The sequence below is a fragment of the Shewanella sp. SG41-4 genome (assembly GCF_014164505.1).
GTDB lineage: Bacteria > Pseudomonadota > Gammaproteobacteria > Enterobacterales > Shewanellaceae > Shewanella.
The window spans coordinates 1-431 of record NZ_JACJFI010000758.1 but is presented as its reverse complement, the minus strand read 5'-3'; the positions used below and the strand labels follow the sequence as shown (position 1 = coordinate 431).

Below are 431 nucleotides of genomic sequence, written 5' to 3'. Positions count from 1 at the left end.
CTCCTGAGCGAAAAACTCATTTGTGCCGATGAAACAACGGTACAAGTCCTTCGAGAAGAAGACAGAAAAGCCGAAACTAAGTCGTACATGTGGGTTTACCGCAGTGGTGAATTTGCAGAAAACCCTGCGGTTATTTACGACTATCAACCGAGTCGTGCTGCCGCCTGTGTAAAGGATTTCCTAACGGGATACTCAGGCTGCCTCCTGACCGATGGCTACAGTGCTTACAATACGCTTGAGCAGGTCACTCAAGCCGCTTGTATGGCACATGCGAGAAGGAAATTTACCGATGCACAAAAAGCATCTCCATCCAAAAAAGCAGGTAAACCCGAAAAAGCATTGAGTTATATTGCCAAACTTTACGGTATAGAAAAACAGGCAAAAAACTTAACCTCCCAAGCGCGTCAACAGCTGAGAAAGCAACAAGCCGA

Annotated in this window: 1 protein-coding gene; it reads left to right on the top strand. The window is 46.2% G+C overall.

Annotated elements, in window-relative coordinates; genetic code table 11:
- Positions 1–431: IS66 family transposase (locus H5202_RS23700; protein WP_182774159.1), on the top strand; the 431-nt coding region annotated here is incomplete at both ends.